The 13,964-nt window shown below is 68.5% G+C and carries 13 protein-coding genes; 6 read left to right on the forward strand and 7 right to left on the reverse strand.

Going from position 1 to position 13,964, the window contains the following annotated elements; translation table 11 throughout:
* Positions 1–27 precede the first annotated feature (27 nt).
* Together DEQ92_RS03440 and DEQ92_RS03445 are read right to left on the reverse strand one after the other, a co-directional pair.
* Positions 28–1,689 (reverse strand): TrkH family potassium uptake protein, encoded by a 1,662-nt coding sequence (locus DEQ92_RS03440; RefSeq protein WP_115820410.1) that lies wholly within the window; start codon positions 1,687–1,689, stop codon positions 28–30.
* A complete protein-coding gene (locus DEQ92_RS03445; RefSeq protein WP_115820411.1) occupies positions 1,689–2,369 on the reverse strand; it encodes a TrkA family potassium uptake protein in 681 nt (226 codons plus the stop codon). Before DEQ92_RS03445 ends, DEQ92_RS03440 begins: the two co-directional genes overlap by 1 nt.
* Before the next feature lie 274 nt (positions 2,370–2,643).
* Between DEQ92_RS03445 and DEQ92_RS03450 the strand changes: the two genes are divergently transcribed.
* Complete coding sequence (locus tag DEQ92_RS03450) at positions 2,644–4,029, forward strand: APC family permease (protein ID WP_004977556.1); 1,386 nt, start codon at positions 2,644–2,646, stop codon at positions 4,027–4,029.
* A gap of 89 nt (positions 4,030–4,118) precedes the next feature.
* A complete protein-coding gene (locus tag DEQ92_RS03455) occupies positions 4,119–4,781 on the forward strand; it encodes a TrkA family potassium uptake protein (RefSeq protein ID WP_049905251.1) in 663 nt (220 codons plus the stop codon).
* Between the two features lie 78 nt (positions 4,782–4,859).
* Here the strand turns inward: DEQ92_RS03455 and gatA are convergent, their stop codons facing one another.
* Together gatA and gatC are read right to left on the reverse strand one after the other, a co-directional pair.
* On the reverse strand, positions 4,860–6,131 hold the full coding sequence (gatA, locus tag DEQ92_RS03460) for an Asp-tRNA(Asn)/Glu-tRNA(Gln) amidotransferase subunit GatA (protein WP_004977558.1): 1,272 nt from the start codon (positions 6,129–6,131) through the stop codon (positions 4,860–4,862).
* On the reverse strand, positions 6,132–6,410 hold the full coding sequence (gatC, locus tag DEQ92_RS03465) for an Asp-tRNA(Asn)/Glu-tRNA(Gln) amidotransferase subunit GatC (protein ID WP_004064004.1): 279 nt from the start codon (positions 6,408–6,410) through the stop codon (positions 6,132–6,134).
* Positions 6,411–6,672: 262 nt separating this feature from the next.
* Between gatC and DEQ92_RS03470 the strand changes: the two genes are divergently transcribed.
* Positions 6,673–7,629: a transcription initiation factor IIB family protein gene (locus DEQ92_RS03470; protein ID WP_199522899.1), complete on the forward strand. Its 957-nt coding sequence runs from the start codon at positions 6,673–6,675 to the stop codon at positions 7,627–7,629.
* A 91-nt stretch (positions 7,630–7,720) separates the two neighbouring features.
* Positions 7,721–8,200: an NUDIX hydrolase gene (locus tag DEQ92_RS03475; protein WP_004977561.1), complete on the forward strand. Its 480-nt coding sequence runs from the start codon at positions 7,721–7,723 to the stop codon at positions 8,198–8,200.
* Between the two features lie 51 nt (positions 8,201–8,251).
* On the opposite strand, the gene DEQ92_RS03480 is transcribed toward DEQ92_RS03475, so the two are convergent.
* Both DEQ92_RS03480 and DEQ92_RS03485 read right to left on the reverse strand, forming a co-directional pair.
* Positions 8,252–9,343, reverse strand: coding sequence for an asparagine synthase-related protein (locus DEQ92_RS03480; RefSeq protein ID WP_115804705.1), 1,092 nt, complete (start codon positions 9,341–9,343; stop codon positions 8,252–8,254).
* On the reverse strand, positions 9,343–10,026 hold the full coding sequence (locus tag DEQ92_RS03485; RefSeq protein ID WP_115804704.1) for a PHP domain-containing protein: 684 nt from the start codon (positions 10,024–10,026) through the stop codon (positions 9,343–9,345). The genes DEQ92_RS03480 and DEQ92_RS03485 overlap by 1 nt, the downstream gene beginning before the upstream one ends.
* Before the next feature lie 268 nt (positions 10,027–10,294).
* Between DEQ92_RS03485 and DEQ92_RS03490 the strand changes: the two genes are divergently transcribed.
* Both DEQ92_RS03490 and purL read left to right on the forward strand, forming a co-directional pair.
* Positions 10,295–10,729, forward strand: a complete 435-nt coding sequence (locus DEQ92_RS03490; protein ID WP_115820413.1) for a CBS domain-containing protein — start codon at positions 10,295–10,297, stop codon at positions 10,727–10,729.
* Between the two features lie 96 nt (positions 10,730–10,825).
* Positions 10,826–12,934: a phosphoribosylformylglycinamidine synthase subunit PurL gene (gene purL, locus DEQ92_RS03495; RefSeq protein WP_115820414.1), complete on the forward strand. Its 2,109-nt coding sequence runs from the start codon at positions 10,826–10,828 to the stop codon at positions 12,932–12,934.
* A 47-nt stretch (positions 12,935–12,981) separates the two neighbouring features.
* Here the strand turns inward: purL and DEQ92_RS03500 are convergent, their stop codons facing one another.
* Complete coding sequence (locus DEQ92_RS03500; RefSeq protein WP_115804702.1) at positions 12,982–13,953, reverse strand: zinc-binding dehydrogenase; 972 nt, start codon at positions 13,951–13,953, stop codon at positions 12,982–12,984.
* Between the last annotated feature and the right edge of the window lie 11 nt (positions 13,954–13,964).

Here is a 13,964-nt window from a genome sequence, read left to right on the forward strand (position 1 = left end):
AAAAACAGGAGTCAGTGCCGCTTTTCGTCAGGGATTCAGCCCGTAGATGACCGACCGGGCGAACACCAACACCGGGATGATTTCGAGGCGGCCGACCCACATGTTGAAGAGGAACATCGTCTCGACCCACGGGTTCATCCACGGGCCGGTGATGCCCGTCGAGATGCCGACGTTCCCCTGCGCGGACGCGACTTCGAACAGCGCGTCGGCGTAGGTGAACTCCGGCCCGGCGAGGTTCACGAGGAGGACGCTCGACCCGACGAGCAACAGCAGCCAGAGCATCGAGACGATGGCCGCCTCGGAGAACTCGCGGTCCATCTCGGTCCGCGAGAGGCGACGACCGTTCATCTCGATGTTGACGATTGCGCTCTCGGGGAGGAAGACGCGGGAGAACTGCCAGCGGATGCCGCGGGCGATGGTGTAGCCGCGGATGATTTTGATGCCGCCGACGGTCGACCCGGCGGCCCCGCCGAGGGTCATCGCCCCCGACAGGAGAATCTTCCCGCCGTCGGACCACTCGCCGAGCGGCGCGGCCTGAAAGCCGGTGCAGGTGAGCGCGCTCACCCAGTGGAACGCGGCGTCGCGGACGGCGTCCGACTCCGGCCCGCCGACGACGCCCGAGAGTCCGAAGTAGTCCGCGGTCTCGACGAACGCCGACCCCGCGGTCGCGGGGAGACTGACGAGGTTCTGGACGGCCAGCGCGACCGCGCCGACGGCGAAGAGGACGAGGAGCCAACGCGTCTGGAGGTCGCCCCAGAGGCGGTCGACGTCGCGGTTCTTCAGGACGGCGTAGTGGACGGGGAAGGCGATTGCACCCAGCGCCATGATGGGGAGCAACACCGTCTCGATGAGCGGCGAGTCGTACGTCCCGATGGAGCCGTCGGTGACGGCGAACCCGCCGGTCGACAGGCCGGTCATCGCGTGGTTGAGCGCCTGCCACGCCGCCTCCCACAGCGGGAGCGCGGCCCCGTAGTCGCTGGCGCGGATGGCGAAAAAGAGGACGACCACCGACAGGAGCGTGTAGCCGACGAAAATCTTCCACACCGTCCGGACCGTCGAGACGACGCTCGGGTGAATCTTCTCCTCTCTGGCCTCGCCGCGGTAGAGCGCGTAGCTCCCGCTGCCGGGCCGCGAGAGGATGGAGACGGTGAGGACGATGACGCCCACGCCGCCGACCCACTGGATGAGCGAGCGCCACCACTGAATCGTCCGCGGGAGCGACGGTTCGTGGATGCCCATCGTGAGTCCGCTGCCGGTCCACCCGCTCATGCTCTCGAACAGGGCGTGTAAGGGGTCGCGGAAGTAGACGAGGCTCGACTGGGCGTAGTCGACCCCGGTGGGAACGAGCGCCGTGAACACGCTCTGCGGGGCGAACTGCGCCGTGAGGAAGAAGGGAAGCGACCCGAAGGCGGCGGTGGCGAACCAGCCCGCGGCGGCGATTATCATCCCGTGTTTCATGCGGGGCGCGGGGGCGTCTTCGAACGCCTTCCGCGCGCCCAGCCCGACGAACGCCGTCGCGCCCCCGGCGACGAGGAACGCGAGGGCGGCGTACCACTCGCCGAAGCCGACCGCGACGAGGACCGACGCGGTCATCAGCGCCGACTCCATGGCGAGGAGCGAGCCCACGTCGCGGCCGATGACCGCGAGGTCGGCGGGCCATCCCGAGACGGTTCGTCCGCGGCGGGGCATCAGTGGTCCTCGTAGTGGCCGAACACGTCGGTCACGTCGGGCGTCGCGCCCTTCGCGGAGTAGACCGTCAGGAGGTCGCCCGAACCGATGGTCGTGTTCCCGCGGGGCGTCACGGGGTCGTCGTCGCCCTCGCGCTCGATAGCGACGATGAGAGTGTCGCCGTCGAGGAGGTTCTCCTGGGCAGCCTCCTGAATCGTCATCCCCACAATCGGCGCGTCCTCGTCGACGCGGATTTCGAACACCTCGGCGTGCTCGCCGATGCGCATGTAGTCGACGATGGACGGGCGCTTGACCGCCCGGTAGAGGTACTCCGCGATGAGTCGCTGGGGGTTCTCCATCGTGTTGACGCCGATTTGGCGGTAGAGGCTCATGTGCTCGGGGTTGTGGACGACGGAGACGATGTCGGGGATGTCGAGCTCCTTCGCCAGAAGGCAGACCATGATGTTGGTCGCGTCCTTGTCCGTCGTCGTGATGATGGCGTCGGCGCGGTCCGCGCCGGCCTCGTCGAGTGTCTGTTTGACCGTCGCGTCGTCGTTGAGGACGAGGCAGTCGAACGTCGCGGCGGCCGCTTCGGCCTTCGCCTCGTCGCGCTCGACGACGACGACCTCGTTGCCGCCCTCGGTGGCGATTTCGATGAGCGGCGTGCCGATGTTGCCCGCACCGACGACGATGATGTACATGACGTTCCGGCGTGCGCATCGGGTGGTGGAAAAACTGTCGGCATGTCGTTTCGTTGGTCAAACGGGGACTTTCCGCGCAAACAGCTACCGAATGAGGCGTCGCCGCGTGTTCGGTCACCCTACTGGAGGGTAAACCGAGTGTTCGTCCAGCCCGCCCGCGCGTCTACGGCGTCTCGGTCGGGGTGGTGGACCGGATATTTATCAACAGATGTGGTATATGTGGACACATGACGGTCCCGGCCAGTCGGTCCCGCGACCAAGCGAGGGTCCGCCCGTGAGTCACTCGGGCGGGCGCGAACCGACGGTGAGTCTCAGTCTGCTCGACGCGACGATGGTCGGAATCGGCGCGATGATCGGCGCGGGAATCTTCGTGTTGACGGGGCTCGCAGTCGACATCTCCGGCCCGGCGGCCATCGTCGCGTTCGCCCTCAACGGCGGCGTGACGACCTTCACGGCGCTTTCGTACGCCGAACTCGCGGCCGCGATTCCGCGAAACGGCGGCGGGTACGCGTACGTCCGTGAGGTGTTTTCCGCACCCGTCGCCTTCGTCATGGGATGGACGCGGTGGTTCACGTACATGATCGCGGGGTCGCTGTACGCGCTCGGGTTCGCCTCGAACTTCGTCGAGTTCGGGCACATCTACGGCTACGCCCTTCCGGGGCCGCCGGTCCTGTACGCGCTCGGGGCCGTCGTGACGCTCGTGGCGCTCAACGCCCTCTCGACGGAAGCCTCGGGACGGGGCGAGACAGCCATCACGCTACTCAAAATCGCTATCCTCGGCGTGTTCGTCGCGTTCGGTCTCACGGCCGCGGACGCGGGGGAGTTCGACCCGCTTTTCACCGAGGGAGCGCTGTCGGTCCTCCCCGCGATGGGGCTGACGTTCATCGCGTTTCAGGGGTACGACCTCATCGCCACCGTCACCGAGGAAGTCGAGAACCCGCAGGTGAACATCCCGCGGGCCATCCTCCTCTCGGTCGCCGTCACCGTGGTCGTCTACCTGTTCGTCGTCTTCGTCGCCATCGGGACGCTCGGCGCGGACGGGCTCGCTGGCGCGGGCGAGACGGCAATCGCGCAGGCGGCGGAGGGCTTCATGCCGACGTTCCCGATAGTCGGAACGGGCGCGGCGCTCATCGCCTTCGGGGCGGTCTTTTCGACCATCTCGGCGCTCAACGCGGTCGTCATCGGGTCGTCCCGAGTGGCGTTCGCCATGGGCCGCGAGCGACAGTTACCCGCCCGCCTCGGCCGGTTCCACCACCGGTACGGGACGCCGCTCGTCGCCATTCTCGCGTCGGCCGTGGTGATGCTCGTCGCCGTCCTCGTCGTTCCCATCCGCATCGTCGGGAACCTTGCGAGCCTGTTCTCGCTTCTGGGGTTCATCATCGTCAACTACGCGTTGATTCGGCTTCGGCGGCGACAGCCGAACCTACAGCGACCTTTCGAAGTGCCGCTGTACCCCGTCACTCCGGTCCTCGGCATCGTCTGTAACGTGCTTTTGGGCCTCTTTATCGACTGGTTCACCTGGGTGCTGGCCATCGGTTGGCTCGTCGTCGGCGGCGGCGTCTACCTCCTCTTGTCGAGGCGCGACGACGTCGGCCCGGCGGGACCGCCCGAGATTCAGGACCCGGAGCCGATTGAACCGGCGGAGGGAGCCGACGACTGACCGACGAATCGACCCGAGCGTCCGAAGACTACCCGCCGACGAAACACCGCACCGAGACGACTACTACACACCGACACCAATTCACACACATGCCCGACCCAGTAACACACGATTTACGCGTCGTCGTCGCCGGCGGTGGAGAGTTGGGCCTGCGGACGGCCGAACTCCTCTCCGACCGGGGCCACGACGTGGTCATCGTCGAGGCGGACCCGGACCGAATCCCGGACGTCGCCGACAAGTACATCGCCACCGTCATCGAGGGGGACGCCTCCCGCCCGGAGATACTCAGACAGGCCCAACCCGAGCGGAGCGACGTGGTGGCCGCACTCACCGACGACGAGTCGACCAACTTCGCCGTCTGCCTGGCCGCGCAGCGGATGTCGGACGTTCGGACCGTCATGCGAATCACCGGGACGCCGGACGAACTCTACGAGGAGTTCGTGGACGGACTCGTCTTCCCAGAGCGACTCGGCGCGCGGGCGGCGACCAACGAAATCGCGAACGGCGGCGTTCGAACTATCGAAGACATCGGTGGCAACGTCGAAATCGTGGAGGTCGAAGTCGCCGAAGACGCGCCCGTCGCCGGCAAGCGACTCGACGAGGTTCGGCTCCCACAGGGGAGTCTCATCATCGTCGACTATCAGGGGAACCGAATCGGCGGCCCCGACACCGTCCTCGAAGCCGGTCACCGCTACGTGCTCGGCGTCGAGTCGGACGTGGCCGACGAAGTGATGAATCTGTTTCGGGGATAGTCCACCCGCGACGACGACCGACGACGCGGAACCGAGCGACTCGGTCGGCGCTCGGTGCCGTGAAAAGCCGTTCTCGTGTTAGTTCTCGACCGCGGACGCGGCGCGGACGATAGTCTCCTCGCCGAACTTCGGCCCGATGAGTTGGAGACCGACCGGGAGGCCGTCGGTCTCGCCCGCCGGCACCGAGATGGCGGGGAGGTTCGCGAGGTTCACCGGCACGGTGTTCGCGTCGGCGAGGTACATCTGCAGCGGGTCGTCGAGGCTCTCGCCGAGTTCGAACGGCGGGACCGGCATCGTCGGCGACGCGACCACGTCCACGTCCTCGAACGCCTCGTCGAAGTCCTGTTTGACCCACGCGCGGGCGTCCTGCGCCTTCGCGTAGTACTTGTCGTGGTAACCGGCAGAAAGGGCGTAGGTGCCGAGGAGGATGCGGCGCTTGACCTCGGAGCCGAAGCCGTCCTCGCGGGCGCGGGCGAACGCCTCGTTCCAGTTACCGTCGTAACCGCCGGACTTGCCGTAGCGGACCCCGTCGAAGCGGGCGAGGTTCGACGACGCCTCGGACATGGCGATGACGTAGTAGGCGGCGACGGCCTTCTCGACGGAGGGCATGCTGACCTCGCGGTACTCCGCGCCCTGCGCTTCGAGTTCGTCGAGCGCGGCCCAGAACGCCGCTTCGACGCCCTCGTCCGCGCCCTCGACGAACTCGGTCGGGACGCCGATGGTGAGCCCCTCGACGTCGCCGTCGGCGGCCGCGGCGTAGTTCGAGTCGGCACCGGCGTCGCGGGTCGTGCCGTCCCGGTCGTCGGGGCCGGCGATGACGTCGAGGAGCGCGGCGGCGTCCTCGACGGTCGGCGCGATGGGGCCGATCTGTTCGAGGGAGTTCGCGTAGGCGACGAGGCCGTACCGCGAGACGAGGCCGTAGGTCGGCTTGATGCCGACGACGCCGCAGAACGCCGCGGGACAGCGGATGGAGCCGCCGGTGTCGGTGCCGAGCGCGAGGTCGGCCTCGCCGGCGGCGACGGCGGCCGCGGAGCCGCCGGAGGAGCCGCCGGGGACGCGGGACTCGTCGACGGGGTTCTTCGTCGGGCCGAACGCCGAGGTCTCGGTCGTCGTCCCCATGCCGAACTCGTCCATGTTGGCCTTGCCGACGATGGTCGCGCCGGCGTCCTTCAGGAGTTCGACGACGGTCGCGTCGTACGGCGGGACGTAGTCTTCGAGCATCGCGGAGCCGCAGGTCGTCCGCAGCCCCTCCGTGGAGATGTTGTCCTTGACGGCGACCGTCTTGCCGGCCAGCGGGCCGTCGTCGGAGCCGTCGAGCGTCTCTTTCGTGATGAAGGCGTTCAGCGACATCTACGACACCCGCGGGCCCTTGAAGAAGCCGTCTTCGGTCTCTGCGGCGTTCGAGAGCGCCTCCTCTTGGGTGAGGCCGTCGCGGACCTCGTCGGGGCGCATCACGTTCACCAGTTCGTCCTCGCGGTCGACTTCGGGGACCTCGTCGAGGGCGTCGAAGTAGCCGAGGATGTCCGCGAACTGCGCCGCGAACTCCTCGACCTCGTCCTCGTCGAGGTCGACCCGCGCCAACTCGGCGACGTGTCGAACCTCGTCGGCGTCGACGGGCGTATCGCTCATGTATCGGAGGTGACGGAGACCGGGAGTAAGAGTTTCGGTGTGGGTCGTTTCCTCCGGTCCGCGGGGTGGGACCGCCCGGGCGAGCTCGCCGACGAGACGACTGGAACCGACCCTGCGAACACGGCCCATTCCGCCCTTCTGCCGCCGTCAGATATAAGTAACGAGGGTCAATACGAATAGACGGAGAACGACCGTTCCCAGTTGCTTCTCTCGCACACAAATGACAGAAAGTGTCCGACGTTTCACGACCGGCAACGCGCGCGTGCGCAATGAGAATGCGAAAGATACCGAGCAGACCGACGCCGAGCGGGAGCAGACGCTCTCGTGTCCCGAGTGTGACTCGGAGAGTCTCGTCGCCGACTCCGAACACGGCGAGACGGTCTGTGAGGACTGCGGCCTCGTCGTGGAGGAAAACGAGATAGACCACGGCCCCGAGTGGCGCGCGTTCAACTCCTCGGAGAAAGACCAGAAGTCCCGCGTCGGCGCGCCCACGACGAACATGATGCACGACAAGGGGCTGTCGACCAACATCGGTTGGCAGAACAAAGACGCCTACGGGCGCTCGCTGTCGTCCCGCCAGCGCGAGAAGATGCAGCGACTTCGCACGTGGAACGAGCGGTTCCGCACCCGCGACTCCAAGGAGCGCAACCTGAAGCAGGCGCTCGGCGAAATCGACCGCATGGCCTCCGCGCTCGGCCTCCCGGATAACGTCCGCGAGACCGCCTCGGTCATCTATCGCCGCGCACTCGACGACGACTTGCTCCCCGGCCGCTCCATCGAGGGCGTCGCCACGTCGGCGCTGTACGCCGCCGCCCGCATGGCCGACACCCCGCGGTCGCTCGACGAGATTACGAGCGTCTCGCGCGTCGAGAAGGACGAAATCGCCCGCACCTACCGCTACGTCGTCCGCGAGCTGAAGCTCGAAATCAAGCCCGCCGACCCCGAGCAGTACGTCCCGCGGTTCGCCAGCGAACTCGGCCTCTCCGACGAGTCCGAGCGGCGCGCCCGACAGCTCTTGAAGAACGCCAAAGAACAGGGTGTCCACTCGGGCAAGTCCCCCGTCGGCCTCGCCGCCGCCGCCGTCTACGCGGCCTCGCTTCTCACCAACGAGAAGGTGACGCAGAACGAGGTCTCCGAGGTCGCCAACATCTCCGAGGTCACCATCCGCAACCGCTACCACGAACTCCTCGAAGCCGAAGAGCAGGTCCAACTGCCCTAACCCGGCCGGTTCGTTCGGTTCGCCCCGCCGCGTCTCGCTCCGTTTCGTCTCGTTTCGCAACAGCCATGCCGCTCGCTCCGGAGCCACAGCCATGGAGACGACCCGACATTTCACCTCGACCGTGTACATCGTCAACGACGGCGCGGTGGCGCTTCACCGACACGAGCGCCTCGGCATCCGCATCCCGCCGGGCGGCCACGTCGACCGCGACGAACTCCCCCACGAGGCCGGCCTCCGCGAGGTCCGCGAGGAGACGGGTCTCGACCCCGAACTCGTCGACGACACGCCGTCCGTCCCCGCGCCCGACGGCCGGGCGCTCCCCCAGCCCCGCCAGCAGATGCTCTACGACATCAACGTCCACGGCGACGGCTCGGTCGGTCACCAGCACATCGACCACATCTTCTACGCCCGCGTGGACTCCCGCGACATCGACCCCGCGGCGGGCGAGGCCGACCCCGAGGTCTGGTCGTGGTACGACGAGTCGGCCCTCCGCGAGAGCGACCTCGACCCCGACACGGTGCAGTTCGCGCTGGAGGCCATCGAGGTCGTCGGCGACGAGACGGAGAACTGAGTCAGACGGAGAACTGAGTCGAACGGAGCGACGAGACCGACAGGAGCCGACCTACTCCACCAACGACTCGACGTACCGCTGGACGTGGTTCTCCATCCGCCGCTTGAACCCCGCCTGCCGCGCGAGCCGGTCGAGTTCGCGCGAGGCGTAGGTCCCGTACTGGACCGCCTTCTTGTCCGCTTCCGCGACCGACTCGGGGAGCACGCCGCTCGCGGCCTCCCTGAGCGCGACCTTCCGCCGGTCGCCGTCGACGAGCAACTGGCCGGGAAGCGGGAGCGCCGCCGAGACCACGCGGTCGTGGAGCAGCGGCGCGACGGGTTCGACCCCGGCGGCGCGGAGGACGAGCAGGTCGCGTTCGAGCTGGTCGGGGAGCGTGAGAATCAGCTCGCGGGCGGCCCCGCGGACGGTTTCGGCCTCGACGCGCGGGTCGTCGGGGGCCTTCTGGACTTTGGCGTAGCCGCCGAACAGTTCGTCCGCGCCCTGTCCGACCGCGAGGCGGTCGTAGCCGTCTTCGGCGACCCGCTCGGCGAGCAGGTACAGGGGAAGGACGATTTGCACGTCCATCGGGTTCGTCCGGCCGAGCGCGGCGACGATTTCCGGGACGGCGCGTTCGAGCGCCTCGTGGGTGAGTTCGACCACGGCGAGGTCGCGGTCCATCGCGGCGGCGGCCTCGCGGGCGGCGGCGACGTCGTGGGAGCCCTCGAAGCCGGCGACGTAACAGGGGGCGTCGGGGACGCCGGCCGCGACGACCGCGGAGTCGACGCCGCCCGAGAAGGCCACGGCGAGACCGTCGTCGTCGACCGACCGAACCGAGTCGAAGACCGCGTCGCGGACGCGTTCGAGCGCGGCGTCGCGGTCGGTGGCTGCCGGCGGGTCGGGGAGCGACCAGACGCGTTCGTCGTCGCCGGCGGCCTCGCCGGTCGTCTCGCGGGCGTGACCGGCGGGGACGGCGACCGGGTCGTCGAGGTCGCGGTGGTCGAACGACCACCGCTCTGGGTCGTCGCGCTCGGAGAAGAGGGGCTGGCGACCGAGCACGTCGCGGACGAGTCGGCCGTCGAGTTCGCCCGCGAAGCCCGCGGTTCCGGGGAGCGGGTCGCGCTCGGCGAGGGCGCGCCGGACGAGGTCGGGGGACGCGCCGCGCATCAAAAGAGGTCCGTCAGCGCGTGTTTCAGGCGCCGGGTCGCGCCGCCCGCGGCCTGCCGGAACGAGATACGCCACGGGGTCTTGTTGCCGACGACGCTGGTTCGTCCCTCGGCGACGGCCGAGAGGATGGCTTCCGCGCTTCGGGTGTCGGTGCCGACCTCGGTGACGGCCTGTCCGACCATCTCCGCGATGTGAGCGTCGCTCCCGGCCGTCATCGGGAGGTTCCGCCGCTTGGCGAACCGCTCGGCGCGCTGGTTGGCGATGCCGGTGAGGAGCCGCGAGTTGTAGATTTCGATGGCGTCGGCGCTGGCCAGTTGCGCGCTGGAGATGTGCGGGGCGACGCCGTGACGCGACTTCTGGAAGGGGTGCGGGACGACGGCGATGCCGCCGGCGTCGTGGATGCGGTCGAGCGTCTCGTCGTACGACAACCCCGCGGGAATCAGTTCCTCGACGCCGAGCGCGAGCACGTGGCCCGCGGCGCAGGTGACTTCCATCCCGGGGATGCCGACCAGTCCGTAGTCGGCCGCGAGTTCCGCGGCTTCGAGGCTGGCGTCTATCTCGTCGTGGTCGGTCACGGCGAGGGCGTCCAAGCCGACCGCGACCGCCTGTTCGAGGAGGTACTCGATTGGGTCCCGGCCGTCGTAGGACAGAGACGAATGCGAGTGCAACTCGACCGATAACACACCGTCTCCTAACGATGGAGGCTAAAAAAGCGCCCCGGTCCCGGTGTGATTGGCGTGTGTACCTCACGCACGGCGCTGGGGTGTCTCGGGGCACTCCACCCGTTGATGACGCCGACGCGAGAGACCGTCACCACCCGCAGACACTCCGCGAACGCCGACATACCGCCAGAACTGGACGAAATGTAAGAATACAGAAATAATATCGCGGGCGACGAACTACTCGGACGGTGGCGTACCCACACCGCGTGGTTCCACCGGGGTGAGAGAGATGACCGTACGAGACATCGCACGACCGAGAGACGAACTGGTGACAGCGAGGGAAGACACGCCGATTCGAGAGTTGGCGAAGCTGATGGAGGACCGAAAGGTCGGCTCCATCGTCGTCGCGGACGGCGACGACATACAGGGTATCGTGACTGACCGAGACATCGCGCTCAAGTGCGTCGCCGCCGGCGGCGACGCGAGCGGGATGACGGCGAAAGACGCGATGACCGAGCGACCGTTCACCGTCGACGCCGACGTGGGCGTCTTCGACCTGTTCCGGCAGATGCGGGAACACGGCGTCCGGCGCGCGCCGATAACCGACGGCGGCAGGCTGACGGGTATCGTCACGATGGACGACCTGCTCGTGTTGCTCCAAGACGAGATGCACGAGCTGACGGAGATAATCCGCGCCGAGTCGCCGCCGTACACGCCCGCGTGAGTCGGATGCGGGCGACGACGGCGACTCCGACCACATTTTACGCACGTTCGTGCACATAGAAAGGGTTTACAATGTGCGTTCTGACCATACCAGTGAATGACGCTTTCCGACGCGGACCGCGACCTCGTCGTCGCCGAACTCGGTCGAGACCCGACGCCGGCCGAGGAGATACTCTTCGAAAACCTCTGGAGCGAACACTGCGCCTACCGGTCGTCTCGCCCGCTTCTGTCGGCGTTCGACTCGGAGGGCGACCAGGTCGTCATCGGTCCCGGTGACGACGCCGCGGTCGTCGCTCTGGACGACGACACCTACATCACGCTCGGTATCGAGAGCCACAACCACCCCTCCTACGTCGACCCCTACGATGGCGCGGCCACGGGCGTCGGCGGCATCGTCCGCGACACCCTCTCGATGGGCGCGTACCCCATCGCGCTCGCCGACTGTCTCTACTTCGGCGACTTCGACCGCGAGCACTCGCGGTACCTCCTCGATGGCGTCGTCGAGGGCATCGCCGACTACGGCAACGCCATCGGCGTCCCGACGGTGACCGGTTCGACCTCGTTCCACGAGAACTACGAGGGCAACCCGCTCGTCAACGTCGCCTGCGTCGGCCTCCTCTCGGCCGACCGCCTCGTCACGGCCGAAGCGCAGAAGGCGGGTAACAAACTCGTTCTCGTCGGCAGTTCGACCGGCCGCGACGGCCTCGGCGGCGCGTCCTTCGCCAGCGAGGACCTCGCGGAGGACGCCGAGACCGAAGACCGGCCCGCGGTGCAGGTCGGCGACCCCTACACGGAGAAACTGCTCATCGAGTGCAACGAGGCGCTCATCGACGAGGACCTCGTCGAGTCCGCCCGCGACCTCGGGGCCGCCGGTCTCGGCGGCGCGTCCTCCGAACTCGTCGCCAAGGGCGGTTTCGGCGCGGAAATCGACCTCGAGAAGGTCCACCAGCGCGAGCCGAACATGAACGCCTTCGAGATTCTCCTCTCGGAGTCCCAAGAGCGCATGTGCTACGAGGTGACCCCCGAGAACGTCGAGCGCGTGCAGGAACTCGCGGCGCGCTTCGACCTCGGCAGCGCCGTCATCGGCGAGGTCGCCGAGGGCAACTACGTCTGTACCTTCGACGGCGAACCCGTCGTCGACGTGCCGCCGGAGTTCCTCGCGGAGGGCGCGCCGATGAACGACCTCGACTCGGTCGAACCCGAGTCGGCGACGCGCGACCTGCCCGCGTTCGACCTCGAAGCGGCGTTCGAGGCGGTCGTCGCCGACCCCAACACGGCGTCGAAGCGCTGGGTCTACCGCCAGTACGACCACGAGGTCGGCCTGCGGACGGCCCGCCGCCCCGGCGACGACGCGGCGCTCCTCGACGTGCCCGAGGCCGACACGAAACTCGCGTTCACCGGCGGCGCGGACCCCAACTGGACGACCGCCGCGCCCTACGACGGCGCGCGCGCCGTCGCCTTCGAGAACGCGACCAACCTCGCCGCGAAGGGCGCGTCGCCCCTCGCGACGGTCGACTGCCTCAACGGCGGCAACCCCGAGAAGCCCGACGTGTACGGCGGCTTCAAGGGCATCGTCGACGGCCTCGCCGACATGTGCCGGGCGCTTTCGGTCCCGGTCGTCGGCGGCAACGTCTCGCTGTACAACGACTCCGTCTCCGGCCCGATTCCGCCGACGCCGACGCTGGCGATGGTCGGCAAGGCGGACGGCTCCTCGCCCGGCCTCTCGCTTTCGGGCGAGGGCGACCTGTTCCTCGTCGGCCACTCCGGCGGGGCGCTCGGCGGCTCGGCGGTCCTCGAACACGCCGGCGGCTCCGACGCCTTCCCGGCGCTCCCCGAGGACGCCGACGCCGCGACGGCGGTCGAGACGATTCAGGCCGTCGCCGCGGACGACGCCACGGTCGCGGTCCACGACGTGAGCCACGGCGGCCTCGCGGTCGCGCTGGCCGAGATGGTCACCGAGGAGGTCGGCGCGGACGTGTCCGTCGCCGACTACGTCTCGCTGTTCGAGGAGACGCCCGGTCGTGTCGTCGTCGAGACGACCGACGAGGCCGCGCTCCGCGACCTCGCGGGCGACGTGCCCGTCGTCGACCTCGGAACGACGACCGACGACGCGACGCTCTCGGTCGCGGTCGACGGCGACGAGGCCGCCTACGACGCGGCCGATATCGCCGATCTGCGCGACGTGCTGGCTCGCGAACTCGACTGAACCGAAACTAAACTGAAAAAACGCGGTGCCGCGTCACGCCGCTTTCGCTACGGTTCGAGGACGACTTTTCCGCTGCTCTTTCTGGCTTCGATGTACTCGTGGGCCGCCGCGGCGTCTTCGAGGGCGAACGTCTCGCCGACGACCACGTCGAGTTCGCCCGCGGCGAGCAGTTCGGACAGTTCCGGCACCGCGCCGAGGATGGATTCGGGACGCTGCTGCATGGCGCTTCCGAGGTGGAAGCCGATGACCGACTTGTTCTCGAACAGCAGGCGCGTCGGGTCCGCCTCGGCCGCGTCGCCGGACGCCGCGCCGTAGGTGACGAGTCGGCCGAAGTCGGCGAGGGCGTCCAGACTGCGCCGGAACGTCTCGCCGCCGACGCCGTCGAGGACGAGGTCGACGCCCGCGCCGTCGGTCTCGTCGGCGACGACCTCGCGGAAGTCCTCCTCGGTGTACTGGATGCCGTGGTCGAGTCCGAGGTCGGCCGCGAGGTCGAGTTTCTCCTCGGTGCTGGCCGTGCCGAACGTCTCGACGCCGGCGTGGGCGGCGAGTTGGACCGCCGCGGTGCCGACGCCGCCGGCGGCCGCCTGAATCAGCACGCGCTCGTCGTCGTCGAGGTCGCCCCACTCGTGGAGGCAGTTGTACGCGGTGAGGAACTGGACCGGGAAGCCGGCGGCCTCGGCGAACGACATCGACTCGGGCACGTCGAACAGCGTCGGGGCCGGCGTGGTGACGTACTCGGCGTACGCCCCGCCGCCGGTCATGGCGACGACGCGCTCGCCGACCTCGCGGTCGACGCCGTCGCCGACCGCGTCGATGGTCCCCGCGGCCTCCATTCCCGGCGTGTACGGCGGCTCCGGGCCGTCTCGGTAGGTCCCGCGCCGCTGCATGATGTCGGCGAAGTTGATGCCGGCGGCCTCGACGGCGATGCGGACCTCGCCCGGCCCCGGCTCGGGCGTCTCGGTCTCGCGCAGTTCGAGGCTGTCGGAGCTTCCGTACTCGGTGACGACGATAGATTTCACGCCGGGTCGTA

This window comes from Haloferax sp. Atlit-6N, assembly GCF_003383195.1.
In the GTDB taxonomy this organism is placed as follows: domain Archaea; phylum Halobacteriota; class Halobacteria; order Halobacteriales; family Haloferacaceae; genus Haloferax; species Haloferax gibbonsii.

Excerpts from the sequence above, each read along its gene's own strand:
- purL (WP_115820414.1), top strand. The coding sequence starts at position 10,826 with ATGACGCTTTCCGACGCGGACCGCGACCTCGTCGTCGCCGAACTCGGT.
- DEQ92_RS03490 (WP_115820413.1), top strand. The coding sequence starts at position 10,295 with ATGACCGTACGAGACATCGCACGACCGAGAGACGAACTGGTGACAGCG.
- DEQ92_RS03440 (WP_115820410.1), bottom strand. The coding sequence starts at position 1,689 with ATGCCCCGCCGCGGACGAACCGTCTCGGGATGGCCCGCCGACCTCGCG.
- DEQ92_RS03480 (WP_115804705.1), bottom strand. The coding sequence starts at position 9,343 with ATGCGCGGCGCGTCCCCCGACCTCGTCCGGCGCGCCCTCGCCGAGCGC.
- gatA (WP_004977558.1), bottom strand. The coding sequence starts at position 6,131 with ATGTCGCTGAACGCCTTCATCACGAAAGAGACGCTCGACGGCTCCGAC.
- gatC (WP_004064004.1), bottom strand. The coding sequence starts at position 6,410 with ATGAGCGATACGCCCGTCGACGCCGACGAGGTTCGACACGTCGCCGAG.
- DEQ92_RS03455 (WP_049905251.1), top strand. The coding sequence starts at position 4,119 with ATGCCCGACCCAGTAACACACGATTTACGCGTCGTCGTCGCCGGCGGT.
- DEQ92_RS03475 (WP_004977561.1), top strand. The coding sequence starts at position 7,721 with ATGGAGACGACCCGACATTTCACCTCGACCGTGTACATCGTCAACGAC.
- DEQ92_RS03445 (WP_115820411.1), bottom strand. The coding sequence starts at position 2,369 with ATGTACATCATCGTCGTCGGTGCGGGCAACATCGGCACGCCGCTCATC.